General features: G+C 59.2%; 19 protein-coding genes and 1 tRNA gene. 6 read left to right on the top strand and 14 right to left on the bottom strand.

What is annotated here, in order from left to right; all coding sequences use genetic code 11:
• Positions 1-77 precede the first annotated feature (77 nt).
• Together L2D14_03820 and L2D14_03815 are read right to left on the bottom strand one after the other, a co-directional pair.
• Entirely contained in the window at positions 78-953 is an 876-nt protein-coding gene (locus tag L2D14_03820) for a metallophosphoesterase family protein (protein WNK00557.1), read from the bottom strand.
• A 7-nt stretch (positions 954-960) separates the two neighbouring features.
• A complete protein-coding gene (locus L2D14_03815) occupies positions 961-1,908 on the bottom strand; it encodes a radical SAM protein (protein ID WNK00556.1) in 948 nt (315 codons plus the stop codon).
• Positions 1,909-2,057: 149 nt separating this feature from the next.
• Between L2D14_03815 and L2D14_03810 the strand changes: the two genes are divergently transcribed.
• A complete protein-coding gene (locus L2D14_03810) occupies positions 2,058-2,930 on the top strand; it encodes a TauD/TfdA family dioxygenase (GenBank protein ID WNK00555.1) in 873 nt (290 codons plus the stop codon).
• A gap of 113 nt (positions 2,931-3,043) precedes the next feature.
• Positions 3,044-3,117 (top strand) — tRNA-Gly (locus L2D14_03805).
• An 18-nt stretch (positions 3,118-3,135) separates the two neighbouring features.
• On the opposite strand, the gene L2D14_03800 is transcribed toward L2D14_03805, so the two are convergent.
• Positions 3,136-4,047: a LysR family transcriptional regulator gene (locus L2D14_03800; protein ID WNK00554.1), complete on the bottom strand. Its 912-nt coding sequence runs from the start codon at positions 4,045-4,047 to the stop codon at positions 3,136-3,138.
• A gap of 89 nt (positions 4,048-4,136) precedes the next feature.
• On the opposite strand from L2D14_03800, the gene L2D14_03795 reads away from it, so the two are divergent.
• Both L2D14_03795 and L2D14_03790 read left to right on the top strand, forming a co-directional pair.
• A complete protein-coding gene (locus tag L2D14_03795; GenBank protein ID WNK00553.1) occupies positions 4,137-4,997 on the top strand; it encodes an alpha/beta hydrolase in 861 nt (286 codons plus the stop codon).
• Between the two features lie 5 nt (positions 4,998-5,002).
• Positions 5,003-5,494 carry a cache domain-containing protein gene (locus tag L2D14_03790; GenBank protein WNK00552.1) on the top strand — a complete coding sequence of 164 codons (492 nt, stop codon included), beginning with the start codon at positions 5,003-5,005 and terminating at the stop codon, positions 5,492-5,494.
• A gap of 10 nt (positions 5,495-5,504) precedes the next feature.
• On the opposite strand, the gene L2D14_03785 is transcribed toward L2D14_03790, so the two are convergent.
• The 5 genes from L2D14_03785 to L2D14_03765 all read right to left on the bottom strand — a co-directional run bounded on the left by L2D14_03785 (position 5,505) and on the right by L2D14_03765 (position 10,178).
• Positions 5,505-6,767 carry an MFS transporter gene (locus tag L2D14_03785; protein WNK00551.1) on the bottom strand — a complete coding sequence of 421 codons (1,263 nt, stop codon included), beginning with the start codon at positions 6,765-6,767 and terminating at the stop codon, positions 5,505-5,507.
• Between the two features lie 97 nt (positions 6,768-6,864).
• Positions 6,865-7,710, bottom strand: coding sequence for an S-formylglutathione hydrolase (gene fghA / locus L2D14_03780; protein ID WNK00550.1), 846 nt, complete (start codon positions 7,708-7,710; stop codon positions 6,865-6,867).
• On the bottom strand, positions 7,707-8,675 hold the full coding sequence (speB, locus tag L2D14_03775; protein WNK00549.1) for an agmatinase: 969 nt from the start codon (positions 8,673-8,675) through the stop codon (positions 7,707-7,709). The genes fghA and speB overlap by 4 nt, the downstream gene beginning before the upstream one ends.
• Before the next feature lie 9 nt (positions 8,676-8,684).
• Positions 8,685-9,794, bottom strand: coding sequence for an S-(hydroxymethyl)glutathione dehydrogenase/class III alcohol dehydrogenase (locus L2D14_03770; GenBank protein WNK00548.1), 1,110 nt, complete (start codon positions 9,792-9,794; stop codon positions 8,685-8,687).
• A gap of 87 nt (positions 9,795-9,881) precedes the next feature.
• The gene (locus tag L2D14_03765; protein WNK00547.1) at positions 9,882-10,178 is read right to left on the bottom strand and encodes a PilZ domain-containing protein; all 297 of its coding nucleotides are present in this window, start codon (positions 10,176-10,178) and stop codon (positions 9,882-9,884) included.
• 247 nt (positions 10,179-10,425) lie between these two features.
• On the opposite strand from L2D14_03765, the gene L2D14_03760 reads away from it, so the two are divergent.
• The gene (locus L2D14_03760) at positions 10,426-10,968 is read left to right on the top strand and encodes a peroxiredoxin (protein WNK00546.1); all 543 of its coding nucleotides are present in this window, start codon (positions 10,426-10,428) and stop codon (positions 10,966-10,968) included.
• Positions 10,969-11,115: 147 nt separating this feature from the next.
• On the opposite strand, the gene L2D14_03755 is transcribed toward L2D14_03760, so the two are convergent.
• Entirely contained in the window at positions 11,116-12,087 is a 972-nt protein-coding gene (locus tag L2D14_03755) for a LysR family transcriptional regulator (GenBank protein WNK00545.1), read from the bottom strand.
• A 148-nt stretch (positions 12,088-12,235) separates the two neighbouring features.
• On the opposite strand from L2D14_03755, the gene L2D14_03750 reads away from it, so the two are divergent.
• Positions 12,236-13,078 carry a phytanoyl-CoA dioxygenase family protein gene (locus tag L2D14_03750; protein WNK00544.1) on the top strand — a complete coding sequence of 281 codons (843 nt, stop codon included), beginning with the start codon at positions 12,236-12,238 and terminating at the stop codon, positions 13,076-13,078.
• Between the two features lie 76 nt (positions 13,079-13,154).
• Here L2D14_03750 and L2D14_03745 read toward each other — a convergent pair whose 3' ends face one another.
• The 5 genes from L2D14_03745 to L2D14_03725 form a co-directional block, all read right to left on the bottom strand.
• Complete coding sequence (locus tag L2D14_03745; protein WNK00543.1) at positions 13,155-14,156, bottom strand: 4-hydroxyproline epimerase; 1,002 nt, start codon at positions 14,154-14,156, stop codon at positions 13,155-13,157.
• Positions 14,157-14,167: 11 nt separating this feature from the next.
• Positions 14,168-15,433 (bottom strand): FAD-binding oxidoreductase, encoded by a 1,266-nt coding sequence (locus L2D14_03740; GenBank protein ID WNK00542.1) that lies wholly within the window; start codon positions 15,431-15,433, stop codon positions 14,168-14,170.
• A 13-nt stretch (positions 15,434-15,446) separates the two neighbouring features.
• On the bottom strand, positions 15,447-16,343 hold the full coding sequence (locus L2D14_03735) for a dihydrodipicolinate synthase family protein (protein ID WNK00541.1): 897 nt from the start codon (positions 16,341-16,343) through the stop codon (positions 15,447-15,449).
• Between the two features lie 79 nt (positions 16,344-16,422).
• Positions 16,423-17,250: a citryl-CoA lyase gene (locus tag L2D14_03730; GenBank protein WNK00540.1), complete on the bottom strand. Its 828-nt coding sequence runs from the start codon at positions 17,248-17,250 to the stop codon at positions 16,423-16,425.
• On the bottom strand, positions 17,247-18,473 hold the full coding sequence (locus tag L2D14_03725; protein WNK00539.1) for a CaiB/BaiF CoA-transferase family protein: 1,227 nt from the start codon (positions 18,471-18,473) through the stop codon (positions 17,247-17,249). The genes L2D14_03730 and L2D14_03725 overlap by 4 nt, the downstream gene beginning before the upstream one ends.
• Between the last annotated feature and the right edge of the window lie 75 nt (positions 18,474-18,548).

Raw genomic sequence — 18,548 nt, 5'->3', positions numbered from 1 at the left:
TCCGGCAAAACGATGGCCGATTATGGCGCGCTGATGATGATTTCGGGGCAGACCGCGATGAATAAGGCCGTGTGCGTTTACTCGGCGGCGGCGGTGACGTGCCGGGGCCACAACACCGTCCCGGCGGCAAGCGGTTGCCCGGCGCGTGCGCGCTCGGCTTGGGGCATCACGTCCATGTTCGGCCAAAGCCCCGTCTCCAGACAGGACGCATACCCCTCGGGCAGTTTCCTGTCGCGCATGGCACGGGCAGCTGCGGCATGGTCATACTCGAGCGGACAAATTTCGATCTCGATTCCCTGATCCGTTGTGCGCAAAATCGAATACCACACGCGGGGTGTCGCATCGTTGGCCGGCATACCGATGACCCCGGCATTGTGCCAAAGCCCACCACCGGTTAACTGCGTAAACGGCACGCCGGAATGCCCGCCGATCACAGCATCGACAGCGAGCATTTCTAGCCCCGAATATTTCACGTCATCATCGGATGCTTCGAAAACGAACTCGTTAATCGATTGCGCGCTGCCATGCAGCACGGCAAAACGGCGTCCGCCGAGCGTAAAGCCGAGCCTGCGCGGCAATTCCCGCATCCAGGCCCGATGTTCAGGCGTCAGGCAGGCGTTGGCATAGGCATACCATTGCCGGGACATGACATCGCAGGCGGTGCCTTCCTCGAAGCCACACCCGCAATCATCCGCTTCCGCGCCGAAGCTTTCCTCGCAGTTGCCCATCACCGTGACAATACCCCAATCCATGATGGCATCCGTGGTGGCGGCCGGATCCGCTGCATAAGCGACAACGTCCCCGGTACAGATGATATTTTCCGGAGCGATCCCCAGGCGATCCGCTTCGCAGATCATTGCCTGCGTCGCCTGCAGGTTGGAATACGGCCCGCCGAACACAAGGATGGGACCGGTCAATTCACCAAGGTCGCGAACCGTATCTGAAAACATCATGATCCGTTCAATCCGGACTGCATGAAGCACCGCCCAGCACACAGAATTTGGCGCAGTGGGGATGATTGAGCTGCACGGCCTTGTTGGAATCGCCGAGTGCATTGCCCAACTCGAACGCTTCGTCATAGGGCAGCAATGTACAGGGCATCACAACGGGCTTGTCCGCTCCCTTCCGTTTGACGACCATCCGCGACGAAGCACACATCATGCTTTCGGGTTGAATGCCCAAAATATCCCAACAATGCACGGTGATTTCGGGGACATCGGCATCGGTGTCCATTTCCGGGAACAACACCAGACGGGCGCGGTCTGCGGCATCGACGGGAATGTTTTCATTTGCGAACAGACGTGCGTACCCGGCGCGGCCGGCTTCCTCGCCCTCGTCCCAGCAGGTACGCCCGGCCACAGCCATGTTGAAGCCGTTCCCGGCCAGCCAGCGCAGTCCTTCGAGCATCGGCGGCCAGGTATCCTTACCGCGGATTTCTTCATGTCCCTGGCGGGTATAGTGATCTACCGAGACTCGGATTGACAGGGCGTCGCCGTGGGTATGTTTCAACACAAGCAGCTTATCACGCTTGTTTAGCAGCGGTTTCATGGCATTGGTCAGCACCAGCACCTTGTAGCCCCTGGACAACGCCTCGCCGATCATTGGAATGATATCCGGGTTCATGAACGGCTCGCCGCCGGTAAAGGCGATTTCCTCGACCTGCATTTGTGCGTCGGCGATTTCGTCCAGATAGGCACGCATTTCGGCCAGGGAGATGTATGCCAGCGCGTCGTTCCTGGGTGACGAATCCATATAGCAATTGACGCACGTGATGTTGCACAGAGATCCGGTGTTGAACCACAGCGTCGTCAGGTGAGTTAGCGCGACAACCGCGCGTTGCTGCCCGTCGGCGGTGATCAGCGGATCAAGAAATTTTTTCGGATCGAGTGCACGGCTGGAATCGGGCATTGTTCTGAGCAAGCTCCTGTCGGTGACGTCTAAGGATGGCTTAGCCGAGTGCTGTTCTCAACTCAAATAAACCTATCGTGAGCGGCGCGGCGCACAAGCATTGCAGGGGGCGTCAGAAATTCCATAATGGCGTCAGGAGGACACACACGATGGATTTCAATGTACGGCCCCTGTCGACACATCTGGGGGCGGAGATTACCGGTCTCGACCTGAACGACAGCCCCGGCGATAACGTCATCGGCGCCCTGAAACGTATATGGGGCGGGCATGGTGGCCTGATGGTGATCCGGGGACAGAAGAATCTGTCGACCGAGGCACATATCGCTTTCGGCGCGGCCTTTGGGCCGCTGTTCGGTGCAGCGGGCCAGTCACCGCTGCAAGATACGGTGAGCCGTTATATTCACCCTGACCATCCGGAGATCTATCGTGTGTCCAACAAGCTCGACGGCACCGGACAGCCACTCGGCCGCAAGGGCGCCGGGACCTATTGGCATTCCGATGTCAGTTTCCGCGAAACGCCGGCAGGCGCATCTGTTTTGCACGGCGTCGAAATTCCGGAGATCGGCGGCGACACGATCTTCGCCAACATGACCAAGGCCTTCGAGGACCTGTCGGCACCGATGAAAGAAATGCTGCGCCCCTTGCACGCCTGGCACGATTTCGAGGTTGCGGCGCGGACCCAGTACGCAAAACCGATCGTCGTCGAGAATGACATGGCCGGCGCCAACAAGGCGTTGCACCCGGTGGTCCGCACCCATGCCGATACCGGCAGGCAAAGCCTTTACGTCAATCCGGGTTTCACCTCGCATCTCGACGGTTTCGATGCCGATGAAAGCCGCTGGATTCTGGGCCCCCTGTACCGCCATGCAACGCGCCCCGAGAACCTTTATCGCCACACCTGGCAGGCGCACGACGTCATTGTATGGGATAACCGTTGCCTGATGCACTACGCGGTCATGGATTACGGCGATCAGCCCCGCTACATGGAGCGCACCACCTGCATCGGCGAACGGCCGGTGTAATCGAACGGTCGGGGAAACCCACGTGACATCTTCTTGCGCGCTGCACGCACCTTTATTCCACTTGCCATGACGGTGCCTGCGCCCTTATTAGAGGAGCCTGAGCGGCATCTTCTGCGGGTGTAGTTCAATGGTAGAACGAAAGCTTCCCAAGCTTTAGACGAGGGTTCGATTCCCTTCACCCGCTCCAATCTTTTCCGGTTTTATTTCACACAACACATTCCGCAACACGCGCGCGCAACCATTTATGCAGCGGGTCACGGTCGAGACGCCGCGGCCAGAGTTGCACGATGCTGTGCGCCGGCGCCGAGAACGGCAACGGATACGTCACCAGTCCGTCGTCGCGCCCAAGCGTCTCGGCGATACGTCCGGGCAAGGTCGAGATCATCGACGAGCCCCGAATGATCGGCGGAATTGCAAAGAAGTGCGGCACTGCATGCTGCACGGTCCGCTCAAGACCAAGGTCCGCCAGATGATCGTCGACCCAGTTCCTGTCGCTGCCATCCGCCGCCATGATAACGTGCGGGCAGGCCGTATATTTCTTGAGGGTCAATTTGCCCTTGAGCGCCGGGTTGTCGGTAGCGGCGACAACCCGGGCATCTTCACGGAACAACACCGCAGCATGTGCCCACCCCGGATGCTCCCCGGCAACCGAGATCGACAAATCGATGTTACCGCCACGCAGGTCCTCGTACTGCGCGCCATGCGCATAGTGCCGTGTCTTCAGCCGAACACCGGGCGCTACCCTGGCGATCAGACGAATCAGCAGCGGCAGAATAACCGACGCGCCGTAATCGTTCATGCCGAGCACGAAGGTCCGTTCCAGGGTTTCCGGACGGAGCGCTTCGGCCACGCCGAGGCTGTCCTGCAACTGCTTGAGGCCGGGCCGAATACGCGCATACAGGTCTTCGGCCAGCGCCGTCGGCTTCATCCCGCCCGCACCGCGAATGAACAACTCGTCACCGAAAGTGGCACGGAGCCGGGACAGGATATGGCTCAGGCCCGGCTGGGTTATGCCCAGCCGTTCGGCGGCAGCGGTGATCTGGCGCTCTTCATAGATCGCCACCATGGCCTTCAGCAGGTTGAGGTCAAAGGTCTCGGCCTTTATATCAATATTCATTATTTTATTTTAATTATATTTTTTATTCATTGGTAAATTTTATTTCTCACGCCGATTCTGCTGTCCTCGCTGATTTCATGGAGGATACGATGCGCCTGTTTTCGAAACTGTCCCGGTTCTTTCCACTGATCGCGTTGCTGGCCCTGATGGCGGGCTGTGCAGGCATGCCGCAGCAAACCGGCATTCTCGCCCACGACGTCACCGGCAGTGGCGCCGACAAGGTCATTGTCCTGCACAACTGGCTCGGCGACCGGCGAAATTACGATGACGCTCGCCCTTATCTGGACACCGACAGTTTCACCTATGCCTTCGCCGATCTGCGCGGTTATGGCGACTCCATCGGCATGAAAGGTAAATTCACTGCCGCCGAGGCTGCCGCCGATACTCTCAAACTCGCCGATCATCTGGGCTGGCAAAGATTTCACATTATCGGACATTCCATGACCGGCATGGTCGTGCAGCGCGTCGCCGCCGACGCGCCAGAGCGCGTGATTTCCGTCATCGCAACGACCCCGGTGGCCGCCAACGGCATGCACACCGATCCCAAGACGCGTGGATTCCTCGAAGCCGCCGCCAAGGACCCGAAAGTCACCTCCGCCGCGATCCATGCGCTGACCGGCAAACGCCTGTCCGACACCTGGGCCGCGTTCAAGACGGCCCGTGCCATGTCGTCGAGCACGGAAGCCGCCCGGATCGGTTATCTCGACATGTTCGACCTGGAGGATTTTCACAGCGATGTCGACGGCCTCATGGTCCCGGTCACGGTGATCCTGGGCGAAAACGATTTGCCGTTCTTTCAGCCCGATTACATCAAAAGCACTTTCGCTAAATGGTATCCGAACCTGAAGATCGTCGTCAGCGCCAACGCCGGCCATTACGTGATGCAGGAATCGCCGGCGTTCTATGCCACCGCCGTCGATGCGCATCTGAAAGCGAATATGCTAAAGTAAGCGCAATGAGGTACGACAGACGGCATACACTTTTTCTGATGGGGGCGGGGCTTCTGATGGGGATAGCGCCCCAGCCCGTCCGGGCCGGGACTGTCCCCACCGGCAGTGTCCGCGACAGCGTCATCTCGATGGTCGAGGCCGCCACCTCCGCAATTACCGAATACGGGTTTCCACGCGCCCTAAACCGTACCGATCGCAACTTGTGGTCACGTCCGGATCTCGGATTGTATGTCTTTGTTCTCGATCCCGAGGGGAATTTATTGTTACACCCCGACAGACGCGGAGAGGGGCGGAACGTGATCGCCAGTCATGATACGCGAGGCACACCGTTCATCCGCAACCTGATCCAGGCAGCCAGTGACGCGCACGGGATCGGCGTGTGGACACAATATCATTGGACGGATGCGCGCAGCGGCGAGCCTGGCATCAAGCACACTTATTCGAAGACCGTTGCCGGTGTCATCGTCTCGGTCGGATATGTGGCCGCCATCAGTTGACAGTCATATTTCAGCAGCGGGTTTCGTCTTCCGGGTCGTTTTCCGCCTCTTCGCCGCTCTCCGGATACATCTCATAGACGACCTGTGACGTCCGCTGCAGGGTCTGATAATCCCCTTGTTCAGCAAGCGGCATACTCTGCCGCTGCGTGATCCGCCACATGATGAAAACCATCAGCGTAATGACGATTAGCCCGATAAAAATAAAAAGCCCCGGCGCCCCCAATAAATCCATAAACACGGCACCGCCGGTCGGTCCGAGCGAAGCGCCGATGCCGTACGACATCATCAGACCGCCAGATGCCGGGACCCGGTCATCACCATCGGTGTAATCGTTGGTATAGGCGACCGCGAGCGGATACAGCGTAAACGACAGGCCGCCGAATAACGCCCCCAGCGCCAGCAGGCCGCTACCGTTATGCACGTCCTTGCTCATGATCAGGAAACACACCAGCGCCGTCGCCGATGCCACGCCAACCATGACAAGCCGCCGGTCGAACATGTCGGATAGTTTGCCGATGGGCCATTGCAGGACCAGACCACCGATAATGACCGCCCCCATGAACTCCGCCGTCTGGTGCGTTGCCAGCCCGGCTTGTTGCGCGAACAGCGCCCCGAGACCGTAAAATGCCCCCATCAACGCACCGGACGCCATGGAGGCCGTCATCCCGGTGGGTGAGATACCCCAAAGTCGGCTGAGCCGGAAACGTACCGGCTTGGGCAGTTCCGGCGCGCTGACCCGCGTGATCGCCACCGGCAGAATCGCCAGTGACATCAGAATCGATGTGAAAATATACAACACCATGCCCGTCTGGTCGGGAATATTAATGAGGAACTGTCCCACACCTTGCCCCAGATACAGAACGACCTGATACAGAGAGAACACCTGCCCCCTGATCTCGTTTGACGATTTTTCGTTGAGCCAACTTTCCGTACACATGTACATGCCGACCGTTGTGAAGCCGACAATGAAACGGAGTGCCCCCCACACCCATGGGTCCGGCGTCAGCGCATGCGCCAACGTCGCAGCCGACATGACGGACCCCAGTGCCGCAAAGGCGCGGATATGACCAACAGTGGTGATCAGTCTGTGGCAATAGCCGGTGCCGAGCACAAGGCCAACGAAGTACATCGACGTCACAATCCCGACCACCGTCGAAGGCAGGCCGGCTTCACCCATCCGGAACGCCAGAATCGTCGACAAGCCGCCGGCGCCGACCATCAGGAAGGCAACGCCGGTGAGCAGTGATGAAACGAGACGGAGCGTCGAAAACATGGCGCAGACCTTGGCACACGGGTTCAATATCCGGCGCGTTTACGCCTCATGGATTTACGGCGCAAGTCATTTATTCGTGAAACGGAAAGCGCTGATTTTATTCGCAGAGTACTGCCGCGTGGTGACGCAGGTGGTCTTCGATAAAACTGGCGATAAAGTAATATGAATGGTCGTATCCGGGCTGCATGCGTAGCTTGACCGATTGGCCTACGTCAGCACACGCCTCGATGAAAAGTTCCGGGCGCAATTGCTCATCCAGAAAATTATCCGCCTCCCCCTGATCGATCAGGATCGTGCCATCGAAGCTGTTACCGGCCTTGATCAGCGCCGTTGCGTCATAGTCGGCCCATGCGTCGCGGTCATCGCCCAGATATCCGCTAAACGCTTTCTCGCCCCACGGCACCTGTGAGGGCGCAACGATCGGCGAGAATGCGGACACACTGGCAAAAGTTTCGGGATTTTTCAGCGCAATCGTCAGTGCACCGTGCCCGCCCATGGAATGCCCCATAATACCCTGCCGGTCGGCGCGCGCTGGAAAATGCTTGAAGATCAGTGCCGGCAACTCGCCAGTGATGTAGCTGTACATGCGGTAGTTTTTCGCCCACGGCTGTCGCGTCGCATCTAGATAAAATCCCGCACCCTTCGCGAAATCGTACGAGTCCTTGTCATCCGGCACGTCATCGCCCCTGGGGCTGGTATCTGGCGCCACGATCACGAGACCCAGTTCGGCGGCAACGCGTTGCGCGCCTGCCTTCACCGTGAAGTTTTCCTCGGTGCACGTCAGGCCGGATAGCCAGAACACCACAGGACGCGGCTCGCTTGCCGCCTGGGGCGGCGTGAAGACCGCGAACCGCATCTCGCAGTCGAGTTCCTGTGAGGTGTGGCTGTAAACCCCCTGGATGCCTGCGAAGCAGGCCTGTTCGGAAACGGTTTCATAGGTCATGCGCTTACTCCCCTGGCATGAAAAATGTAGCCCAGGAAACTCAGCAGCAGTTGCGCGGCGAGGAACGCCGTGGTGCCGTCACGGTCATAATCGGGCGCGACCTCGACCAGATCGATTCCCGCAACCTCGCCCAGCCCGGCAAGGCCTTTGAGAATTTCCAACACCTCATAATACAGGAAACCGCCGTGGCTCGGCGTGCCGGTGCCGGGTGCAATGGACGGATCGAATCCGTCGATATCGATGGTGCAGTAATAGCGTTTACCCTTGGGGATGCGGGCCAGAACACCCTCGGCACCGAGCCTACGCACATCGCGGACGCTGAGGATGTCCGATCCGGCTTTTCTCGCCGCTTCATAATCGTCGCGGTTCGATGACGATACGAAACGGATTCCGAGTTGCGTAAAACCGGTGACGTGGTTCATTTCCGAGGCCCGGCGGAGCGGATTGCCGTGTCCGTAGCGCACCCCATGCCGTTCATCGACAAAATCCAGGTGCGCATCGATATGAATAATGTGCACCGGCTCTTGATCGTCGAATGCCCGGATGCAGGGGATGTGCACCGAGTGATCGCCGCCCAGCGTCACCGGCATGGCCCCGGCTGCCAGAATTTTGCGAACCGCAAACTCGATATTGTCATGCGACTTGATGGTGTCGGTGTGCACCATGTCGGCATCGCCGATATCGACGATTTTAACCCCGCCCTGCGGCAGGTATGTAATGTCGTCCTCGAAATCGTACATGCCGGCATGGCCGAACGAAAACAGGGTCGAGGCTTCGCGGATCGCCCTGGGACCGAACCGCGCGCCGGCCCGGTACTGCGTTCCCATGTCGAAAGGGGCGCCCAGCACACAGACATCGGCGCCGTTCAGTCCATCCCAATCCAGCACCACAGGCTGCTTGGCAAACGTGCAGTGGCCGACAAACGGCAGATTCAGGCGGCCGGAATCGTATGTGTTATCGGCCAAGTGACGCCCTCAGAACTCGACGACGGCGCGAATGCTCTCGCCTTTGTGCATCAGATCGAAGCCGTCGTTGATATCTTCCAGCGCCAGCTTGTGCGTGATCAGGTCATCGATGTTGATCTTGCCGTCCATGTACCAGTCGACGATCTTCGGCACATCCGTGCGACCCTTGGCGCCGCCGAACGCGGTGCCGCGCCAGACCCGGCCGGTGACCAGCTGGAACGGACGTGTCGAGATTTCCTGACCGGCGCCGGCGACACCGATGATGGTGCTTTCGCCCCAACCCTTGTGGCAGCATTCCAGCGCCTGGCGCATGGTGCCGGTATTGCCGATGCATTCGAACGAGTGATCGGCACCGCCGTTGGTAATATCGACCAGATACGGTACAAGATCGCCCTCTACTTCCTTCGGATTGACGAAATGCGTCATGCCGAATTTCTCGGCGATGTCCTTGCGGGCCGGGTTCAGATCGACACCGACGATCATGTTGGCGCCGACAAGCTTTGCCCCCTGAATGACGTTGAGACCGATGCCACCAAGCCCGAAAACGATGACGTTGTCGCCGGGCCGGACTTTTGCCGTGTTGATCACCGCACCGACCCCGGTGGTCACCCCACAGCCGATATAGCAGACCTTGTCGAACGGCGCGTCCTTGCGGATCTTCGCCAGTGCGATTTCCGGCAGCACGGTGAAGTTGGAGAACGTCGAGCAGCCCATATAGTGATAGATCGGCTCCTTGCCGATGCGGAACCTGGACGTGCCGTCGGGCATCAGGCCCTGCCCCTGCGTAGTCCGGATCGCCTGGCACAGGTTGGTCCGGCCCGATGTACAGTATTCGCATTGACGGCATTCCGGCGTGTACAGCGGGATCACGTGATCGCCCTTCTTAAGGCTCGTCACGCCCTTGCCGACATCGACCACGACGCCTGCACCTTCGTGGCCGAGAATGGCCGGGAAGATGCCTTCCGGATCGGCGCCGGAGCGGGTGAATTCGTCGGTATGGCAAATGCCGGTGGCCTTGATTTCGACCAGAACCTCGCCTTCGCGCGGGCCATCCAACTCAACTGTTTCGATGGATAGCGGTTTACCGGCCTCGAAGGCCACGGCGGCACGTGTCTGCATGAATTTTCTCCCTTGAACTGCTTGGTGCAAACTATGCATGAAGCTCAAGGGTCGTGGCAACGGTGGAAGGGTGGATTTTTAAGCCGCTTAACGATACATGGCGATGGCCATGACGACTTCCGTCATGATCTCGGGCGCGACGTTAAAATTGAGACCCGCCATCGGTCGGCGAAACCAGGCAATGCCGACTTCGTACTCGCCCATTTCCTCGATTTGCAGAAAAACGACGGCCCCCTTCTCGAGGCGGGTGTCGATTTTGATCCTCGCGCCGCCCGGTGACAGGTCGACGATTTCGCAATGTTTCGGCGCTGGATTTGCTCCATCCGTGCGTACCATGCCAGTAAGGGCCGTGCTCTGACGTTCGTGCTGGCGGTTCTCGTACATCGGCAATTCTCCACATTGAAAAAGAGCTTAAATTCCAGCCGCAAGGCAGCATAGTTGTGGTTTTCCACCCGTCATCCAGATGCATGATCGCACATATTTTAGGTTACCTCTTAAAAAACTCTAATAATAAGTAATGCCTATTATATATATAAATTTAAACGATTTTATTTATGTTATGCGATGCAGCATAGTCACCCCAGTCGCCCGTTGGGCGTTTCGTAAAACATAGATAGACAAGGTGACCACCATGCAAAGACAAGTCCCCAGCGTTGTTTTCAAAACCCGCGTTCGCAACGATGCCATCGAGGGCGATAACCCGTTCGAGTGGAAAGACCTTTCCACCGAAGAAATTTTTAACGGCAAGCGTGTCGTTTTGTTCGCACTCCCCGGCGCCTTCACGCCGACGTGCTCGACCAGCCACCTGCCGCGTTATGAAGAACTGTATGAAGAATTCGCCGCACTTGGCGTCGATCAGGTTATCTGCCTGTCCGTCAACGATGCCTTCACCATGTATCAGTGGGGCAAATCGCAGAACGCCAAGAACGTGTTCCTGCTGCCGGACGGCAACGCCGAGTTCTCGCGCAAGATGGGGATGCTCGTCGACAAGTCGAACCTCGGTTTCGGCATGCGGTCATGGCGTTATTCGATGGTCGTCGATAATGGTCAGATCGAACAGATGTTCGTCGAACCGGATTTCGGGGACAACTGCCCGACCGACCCGTTCGAGGTTTCCGACGCCGACACCATGCTCAAATACCTCAAGAGCAAAGCCTCCGCACAAGCTGCGTAAGCAAACGGCCGGAAAGTACCGGCCGCAGCGGACACGACAAAAGCAGGCGCCGTTCCCCCCTCCCCTAACCCTCGGCGTCATGCAAAAAAGGGCGGCAGAAATGCCGCCCTTTTTAATTTTTTCTGTACTCGCCTCGAACCAGCGCCCTCAGTCCCCGGCAAAAACGCGGAACCCCTCGCCGACCCACGGCATGCGCTGAGCGCACATTGGGCAGATCCGCTCGGCAAGCACGCCTCGGCAGAGGCGCGCGAAGACCGCCGCTTGCTGACCCAGCTCGTGACCCCGCGCCAGAACGTGCAAGGTCCGCGCGAAGGCCGGGCCCGGCAGCGGCGCTGTCACCACATCATATCCCAGCGCCGCCCCTTCGAAGACGCACATCGGCGTCGCCAAGGCGAAACCGTGACCTGCCGCGACCATTGCCGACACCGCCTGGGCCGTGTCGAATTCACAGATACGCGGCGCATGCACACGGATCCGCCTGAGATGACGCTCCACCATTTGGCCAACGATATTGTGCCCGGCGAAGCGGATCAGCGGCAAATCGCGGGCGATCTCGGCCAGTGTCTTGCTGCCTGCCACGTAGCCCGCCGGCAGCATTAGCATGAACGGCTCGCGAAACAGCTGGAAGCGGGCGATACCGCCCAGATTCTCGGCGGCATCGGTGGCGATGATCAAATCCACCTCGCGTTCCATCAAGGCGCGCACGTGATCGCCCGACTGACCGGCGCGGAGCGCAAAGTTCCCGGGCCGCATTTCGGCCATAACCTTTTCATACAGCCAGGGCGTCAGTGTCGTCGCCAATGAATTCGGCACGCCGATCCGGAGTGCCGCCAGCGGCTGGTCACCGACGCTCCTGGCTGCCGCCACGGCCGCTTCGGCAGAGACCATCAACGCTTCGGCACGGTCGCGCAATACCTCACCAGCCGGTGTCAGGCGGATCGGCCGAAGGCTGCGATCGAGCAGTTGCGCGCCGATTTCATCTTCGGCTTTACTTATGTATTGCGAGACGGCCGGCTGTGTCATGCCCAGCCGTCTTGCCGCTTCGGTCATGTTTCCGGCTCGCGCAGTTTCAAGAAAAACGTTTAAAGCCCGCAGGTCGAGGCCCGTCGGCCAGTTCATTTCGGATGCTCCTTGCCTAAATGCCGGACCGCAAGCTTGCACCTTAGCATAAGTAATATTTATAGTTTGTAAAAATAGCCTGCCCCATCCCTTGCGTGTAAGCTGCCGCCAATTGCCGCACCAAAGCGGCCCGAAATCGAGGAACATCATGGGTAAGGCACTGACGAACGCGCAAATCGCACAGTATCACCGCGACGGCTATTTCGCGCCGGTCCGCGTCATGGACACGGACACGGCGGCCGATTTCCGCCGTAAATTTGAAGCTTATGAAGCCCAGCACGAAGGCTGGTACGAAATGTCCAAGGGACAGAAACTGTACTTGCTGCAGACCTGGGCGCGCGACCTGGGCAGTCACCCGAAAATCCTCGATGCGGTGGAAGACGTCCTCGGCCCGAACCTGATGGTCTGGGGGTTGAGCCTGTTCATCAAGGACGCTGGCACGCCGTCATACGTGTCATGGCATCAGGACAGCACGTATTGGGGGCTGTCGAAACCCGACGTGGTCACGGCATGGATTGCGCTGTCGCCGGCCAATCGGCAATCGGGCTGCATGAAGATGATGCCGGGCACCCATAAATGGGAGCAGATCGAACACAAGGACACACTGGCTCAGGAAAACCTGCTGACGCGCGGTCAGGAAATCGCCGTCGATGTCGACGAGGAAAAGGCTGCGTATCTGGAACTTGAGCCCGGTGAAATATCCCTGCACAACATACGCACCGTGCACGCCTCGGCGCCGAACCAGTCCAATGACCGCCGTATCGGCATCGCAGTCCGCTACATCGCACCGCATGTCAGTCAGGTCAATGCCGACGGCGACAGCGCCTGGCTGGTACGCGGCGAAGATACGTACGGCAACTTCATACACGAAACGCCGCCCGCAGCCGACATGGACGCCGCCGCCAGGGCCGAGCACGACCGCATCATGGCGCTGCGTCAAGGCGTGCTCTACAAGGGCGTCGCGGGCAAGCCCGCGCATACGAATATTTAGGGCAAATACCCAGGGCAAACGATAGCTGCCGCTCCCGCTTTCGCGGGCGTGACGATATTCGTTTCTCTTTACACCGTCACTTCAGCACGAACCCGTGCATGAACGGGTCGCGTTCATCGACAAAAATCGTGTTGAGTCCGTGCATCCGGGCCCATCCGCCGATGGACGGGATCATCGCCGGCTTGCCGCCAACGCTCGCATCCGCTTCGACGCGGCCATCGAAAATCGACCCGATGATGCTTTCGTGACGATAGTCATCGCCGACATTAAGCAGGCCCTTGGCATGCCGCTGCGCCATGCGCGCCGATGTGCCGGTACCACACGGTGAGCGGTCGATGGCCTTGTCGCCGTAAAAGACCGCATTCCTGCCGTGCACGCCTGCCTGCGTCGGCGCACCGGTCCACATGATGTGACTGACACCGTGAATGAGCGGTTCTTCAGGGTGTACGAAATCGTACTTCTCGTTGATGAGGTCACGCACGATCGGGCTCAGACGCTGAATGTCGCCGGGCGTCAGGTCCGCCATGTCGCGCATGTTCTGCTGAGGCTCGATGATCGCATAGAAATTGCCGCCGTATGAAACATCGAATGAGATCATGCCGAGCCCCGGCACATTGACCTCAAGGTCCGTACCGGCGAGGAAGCAGGCGACATTCCTGATGCGCACGCTGTCGACGTGATCCCCGTTCATTTCATATTGCGCTTCGACGACGCCGGCGGGCGTGTCGAGGCGGACAATTCCCGGTGTCGCCGGGGTCACGATGCCGCGCTCGATCATGAACGTTACGGTGCCGATGGTGCCGTGACCGCACATCGGCAGACAGCCCGACACTTCGATATACAAAATCGCCACGTCGCAATCGTCGCGGGTCGGCGGATACAGGATCGAGCCGGACATGACGTCATGGCCGCGCGGCTCGAACATCAATGCGGTGCGGATCCAGTCATATTCGGCGACAAAATTCTTGCGGCGCTCGATCATGTTCGCGCCCTTGAGATGCGGCGCGCCGCCAACGACCATGCGCACCGGATTGCCGCAGGTGTGCCCATCGACACAGAAAAATGTATGGCCCGCCATGGCGTCCTCCCTCAGCGGAAACGGTCAATACGATAAGGTGACATATCCAGTCCCGGATCGCGACCGGCAATCATGTCGGCGATGATGCGCCCGGTAATCACCGACATGCTCAATCCCAGATGTCCGTGTCCGAAAGCATAGTGCACATTGGCGGCATGGGGAGAGGCGGAAATGACCGGAACCGAATCCGGCGAGCCCGGTCGATGTCCCATCCATTCCGTTCCACCCGTGACGTTCAGATCGGGTATGTAGCGCTTAGCCAACTGGATAAGGGCGCGGGAACGCTGGTAATTCGGCGGCGCATCAAGCCCCCCCATCTCGACGGAACCGCCGATACGCAGACCGACACTCATCGGCGTCATGACGAAGTTGTCTTCGGAAAAGGTCACCATTGTGCGGATGTCGACGCCGGGATCAGGCAGCGTCGTATTGTAGCCGCGGTCGGCTTCAATCGGGTACGGATCGCCGATCCGTTTCGAAAGCCGCCCGGACCATGCCCCGGCGGCGACGATCAGGCGCGCAACGGGAAACGCGCGGCCGTCATCGGCAATCAGCGCTGATACGCCGCCATTTGATAATTTAACATCGGTGATTTCCGCCTGCTCGAAGCGCACGCCGCGCGCGCGCAGATGCTCGGCAAGTGCAACGACAAGCTCCCTGGGGTCGCGATAGTGCGCCCAGTCCGAAGAGAAATACCCAAACCGTGCTTCCGGTCCCAGCGCCGGTTCGCGCGCGGCAATATCCTCGCGATCAAGGGGCACCGCATCAATGCCGTGATCCCGGCGCGCCTGCCAGTGATGCGCCTCATTTCTGTAAGCCTGTTCAGAGCGATAGATGAACAGCGTGCCATCGCGATTCAGCATATCCCCGGCACCGATCCTTTGCAGCATGGCAAGGTGTGCTTCCATGGAACCGCCCAGCAGCCCGGCCAACGCCGCAATACCCCGTTTGTGATTTTGCGGCCGGCACGCCTGCATGAAACGGAAAAACCACGGCAGCAGAAACGGCACGTGAGTTGCGCGCAAATACAACGGCCCGACCGGATCCACAAGCATCGCCGGGATACGTTTCCACAATCCCGGCTCGGCAATGGGAATCATTTCGGCGACGGCGATGGCGCCGGCGTTCCCGGTCGATGTTCCGTCGTCGACAGCCCCCCGGTCGATCACCGTGACAGTATGTCCGTCTTCGATCAGCGCATAGGCGACGGCAAGACCGACAATGCCGTTGCCGAGCACCGTGACCGCGTATTTTGAGGCTTCTTCCTGTTCGGGCATCAAGGTCTGCGGGTCAGATATCGGGGCGCGTTTCAAGTGCGCGGGCGACCACCTGTTCGACCATGGCGCGCTCGCTGCCCGCCAGTTGCAGGCGCGGCGGGCGAACGTTCTCGGAACCCTCACCCGTCAGTTGATTGGCGAGCTTGATCATCTGCACCAGCTTCACATCGACATCCAGATGCAACAGCGGCATGAACCACTTATATAGCTCATAGGCTTCGGCGACCTTGCCTTCACGGGCCAGACGGAAAAGCTGCACGGCTTCCCTCGGGAACGTATTGACCAAGCCGCAGACCCAACCTTTGGCACCGAACAGGGCGTTTTCCAGCACCAGATCGTCAACGCCGCAGAAAATCACGTAGCGGTCCCCGACCTCGTTGAACATATCGGTGATACGGCGACTGTCGTGCGAGGATTCCTTGACCGCGACGATGTTCTCGACATCAGCCAGATCGGCAAAATCCTGCGGGCTGAGATCAACCTTATAGGCGACGCGGTTATTATAGATCATGATCGGCAGATCGGTAGCGGTGGCGAGGGTCCTGAAATGTGTCACAGCTTCCTGCGAGTCCTGCTGATAAACCATGCACGGCAGCGCCATCAGTCCGGCGCAGCCGGCGCGTTCGGCGCGCCTGACAAATTCGATCCCGAATGCCGTCGTGTATTCTGCGACCCCCGTCAGCACGGGAATCTTTCCGGCCGTTACTTCGACGGCGGCGCGCAGAACCTGTTCTTTTTCATCAGGGGTGAGCGACGGATTTTCGCCGAGTGTCCCCAGCATCACCAGACCCTCGATGCCCGCGTCCATGCATGACTGGATATGACGCTGTGTCGCTTCAAGGTCGAGCGCCCCATCCGCCTTGAATTCCGTCATCAGCGCCGGAAACACGCCTTGCCAGTCGATGCTCATCAGAATCCCTCGCTCAAATATCAAGCCTGCAGCAGTATTAATGAGCCGCCCACAAGTGGCAATGGCGAGCGGCGTTAAATCACCGCTCGACCTTGCGATGCGGTTTCCCGGTGTAACTCCAGATCATGTCGCGCGGAATAGGCCCCTTGTTGCGTCCGCCCTGCTGCATCTGTTCCCAGGCATGCGCAAGGATGCCGACGGAACGCGACATGCAGAAAAAACCACGCGCCAACGGTGCGGGAAAGCCCAGTTCGGCATACACAACCGCTGTCGCCCCATCGATGTTCATGTTGATCTCGCGGTTCTTGCGCGCACTGACTTGGCGTTCCATTTCCTGCGCGATGACGCGGACCCGCCCCGAGACCACACCGTCTTTCTCGGACTCTTCGATCAGTTCCATCAGCCTGCCGGTGCGGGGATCGACCTTGTGAAAGCGATGCCCGAAACCCGGAATATATTTGCCGCCTTCCGCAAAGAACTTGTCGAGGAACCGCGTCACGCCTGCTTCGGCATCGCCGCCGTTCGTTTCCAGATCGGCAAGGATTTCCTGATAAATTTCGACCGCCTGTTCGCCGGCGCCCCCATGTACATCGCCCAAGACATTGAGCGCGGACGCCATGGCGTTGTTCAGTCCGACACCACAGGTCGCAGCCATCCGTGCAATGGCGATGCTCGGCGCCTGCGGGCCATGATCGACCCCGGCGGTAAGGGCATAGCCGAACAGTTTTTCCTCACCCGCGCTCGGCAACTCGCCTTTCAACAATAGCCACGCCATGCCGGGGAAACCGACATTGCCGATCAGATCCTCAATCGCATAGCCGTGATAGCGCAGCATACCCGGCGCCATTTCGGTAATATCCGTTTGCCACCAATCGCGGACTTTTTTGTCGACCTCGTCGTCGCTCATATCGCTTTTTCCTCACGTAATCTGACTATGGCACCGGCGTCGTAGCCAAGCTCGCCCAGTATATCCTCGGCATGTTGTCCCAGAACCGGCGGCGGTGCGTCGACGCTGGCCGGTTCGCCATCGATCTTGAAACCTGTCCGCGCCAGCTTGATGTCGCGGCCGACGCCGGGCGGGTCTTTGAATTCGGCGATCATACCGCGATCGGCGATCTGCGGATGCGCAAGCGCATCGGGCACACTCAGCACCTCGCCTGCCGGCACCCCGGCATCGTTCAGGCGCTGGCGCCATTCGCCAGCGGATGCCGTGGTCATCGCCTCTTCCAGTATTTCTTTCAGCAGCCCCCGGTTATCCAGTCGGTCCTGGCGCTTGGCAAAGCGGGGATCGGTTTTGAGGTCCGCCAGCCCGACAACATCGCACACGGCTTCGAACTGCTCTTGTTTGTTGGCCGCGATATTGAGCAAGCCGTCACCGGTTTTAAAAGTGCCCGAAGGGCTCGCCGTAAAATTTTCGTTGCCCATCGGTTTCGGCACATTCCCGGCAACCAGATAATTCGATACAACCCACCCCATGGTCGCCAACGAGGCCTCCAGCATCGACACGTCGATGAAATGTGCGCACCGGTCCGGTTCGGCGAGTTGAGCAGCAATGGCGAATGCCGCCGTCATGCCGCCGACGGTATCGGATACCGGATAACCGACCCGGTAAGGGGCCGTATCCGGATCTCCGGTAATGCTCATGACCCCCGACATTCCCTGCACGATCTGATCGTAGGCCGGCAGATCGCGAAGCGGTCCATCCTGCCCAAAGCCCGAGATCGCACAATAGATCAGCTTCGGGTTATCGGTTCTCAGCACCTCAAAGCCGACACCGAGCCTGTCCATGACGCCGGGACGGAAATTCTCAACCACCACATCTGCGGTCTTTACCAGTTCGCGGAAAAGTTCCTTGCCACGGGCGCTTTTCAGATTGATCTCGATGGAGCGTTTGCCGGCGTTCTGGGCCAGGAACGAGATTCCCATTTTCTTATCATTGAGCGCAGGATCGCCGCCCAGTTGCCGGGCCAGATCACCCGAACCGGGGACTTCGACCTTGATTACATCCGCGCCCATATGCGCCAATTGATGGCAACAGAAAGGACCCGCCAGGACGTTTGTCAGATCAAGCACCCGGACATGGGCCAAGGCCTTGGCAAGGTGAGGTTGGGTTTGATCGGGCGCGTGCATCAGATGATTTTCCTTTTTTCGACGCGACAAATGTCCATGAACGGTAGGCGGGCGGCAAGTCCCTAGATGGCCTGC

This window comes from Thalassospiraceae bacterium LMO-JJ14, from assembly GCA_021555105.2.
Taxonomy (GTDB): Bacteria; Pseudomonadota; Alphaproteobacteria; order Rhodospirillales; family Casp-alpha2; genus UBA4479.
This window is presented reverse-complemented; position numbering and strand designations above follow the sequence as displayed.

Bases quoted from the DNA above. Each gene is read 5' to 3' on its own strand.
- L2D14_03730 (WNK00540.1), bottom strand. From the start codon at position 17,250: ATGAGCGACGACGAGGTCGACAAAAAAGTCCGCGATTGGTGGCAAACG.
- L2D14_03795 (WNK00553.1), top strand. From the start codon at position 4,137: ATGCGCCTGTTTTCGAAACTGTCCCGGTTCTTTCCACTGATCGCGTTG.
- L2D14_03765 (WNK00547.1), bottom strand. From the start codon at position 10,178: ATGTACGAGAACCGCCAGCACGAACGTCAGAGCACGGCCCTTACTGGC.
- L2D14_03810 (WNK00555.1), top strand. From the start codon at position 2,058: ATGGATTTCAATGTACGGCCCCTGTCGACACATCTGGGGGCGGAGATT.
- L2D14_03785 (WNK00551.1), bottom strand. From the start codon at position 6,767: ATGTTTTCGACGCTCCGTCTCGTTTCATCACTGCTCACCGGCGTTGCC.
- fghA (WNK00550.1), bottom strand. From the start codon at position 7,710: ATGACCTATGAAACCGTTTCCGAACAGGCCTGCTTCGCAGGCATCCAG.
- L2D14_03745 (WNK00543.1), bottom strand. From the start codon at position 14,156: ATGGCGGGCCATACATTTTTCTGTGTCGATGGGCACACCTGCGGCAAT.
- L2D14_03790 (WNK00552.1), top strand. From the start codon at position 5,003: ATGAGGTACGACAGACGGCATACACTTTTTCTGATGGGGGCGGGGCTT.
- L2D14_03760 (WNK00546.1), top strand. From the start codon at position 10,426: ATGCAAAGACAAGTCCCCAGCGTTGTTTTCAAAACCCGCGTTCGCAAC.
- L2D14_03755 (WNK00545.1), bottom strand. From the start codon at position 12,087: ATGAACTGGCCGACGGGCCTCGACCTGCGGGCTTTAAACGTTTTTCTT.
- L2D14_03735 (WNK00541.1), bottom strand. From the start codon at position 16,343: ATGAGCATCGACTGGCAAGGCGTGTTTCCGGCGCTGATGACGGAATTC.
- L2D14_03725 (WNK00539.1), bottom strand. From the start codon at position 18,473: ATGCACGCGCCCGATCAAACCCAACCTCACCTTGCCAAGGCCTTGGCC.
- L2D14_03740 (WNK00542.1), bottom strand. From the start codon at position 15,433: ATGCCCGAACAGGAAGAAGCCTCAAAATACGCGGTCACGGTGCTCGGC.
- L2D14_03750 (WNK00544.1), top strand. From the start codon at position 12,236: ATGGGTAAGGCACTGACGAACGCGCAAATCGCACAGTATCACCGCGAC.
- L2D14_03800 (WNK00554.1), bottom strand. From the start codon at position 4,047: ATGAATATTGATATAAAGGCCGAGACCTTTGACCTCAACCTGCTGAAG.
- L2D14_03770 (WNK00548.1), bottom strand. From the start codon at position 9,794: ATGCAGACACGTGCCGCCGTGGCCTTCGAGGCCGGTAAACCGCTATCC.
- L2D14_03815 (WNK00556.1), bottom strand. From the start codon at position 1,908: ATGCCCGATTCCAGCCGTGCACTCGATCCGAAAAAATTTCTTGATCCG.
- L2D14_03820 (WNK00557.1), bottom strand. From the start codon at position 953: ATGATGTTTTCAGATACGGTTCGCGACCTTGGTGAATTGACCGGTCCC.